Source organism: Pseudomonas sp. SMN11, assembly GCF_052041945.1.
Taxonomy (GTDB): Bacteria; Pseudomonadota; Gammaproteobacteria; order Pseudomonadales; family Pseudomonadaceae; genus Aquipseudomonas.
Genome location: NZ_JBKGGW010000120.1, coordinates 1 through 208, shown reverse-complemented (window position 1 = coordinate 208; position 208 = coordinate 1). Strand labels below are relative to the sequence as shown.

Genomic DNA, 208 nt, shown 5'->3' with positions numbered 1-208 from the left:
TGCCAGACGGCAATATCGAATACCTGGGCCGCAACGACGATCAGGTGAAAATCCGCGGCCTGCGCATCGAACTGGGTGAGATCCAGGCCGGCCTGACTGCCATCGATGGCATCAAGGAAGCCGTGGTGATCGCCCGCGACCAGCGCCTGATCGCCTACTACACCGGCACAGCGCAAACCGTGGAAGCCCTGCGCACGGCACTGCTCGC

1 protein-coding gene is annotated in these 208 nt (G+C 63.5%); it reads left to right on the top strand.

Annotation, left to right across the window (positions count from 1 at the left end; all coding sequences use genetic code 11):
* Positions 1-208: hypothetical protein (locus ACLEJU_RS28820; protein ID WP_440776798.1), on the top strand; the 208-nt coding region annotated here is incomplete at both ends.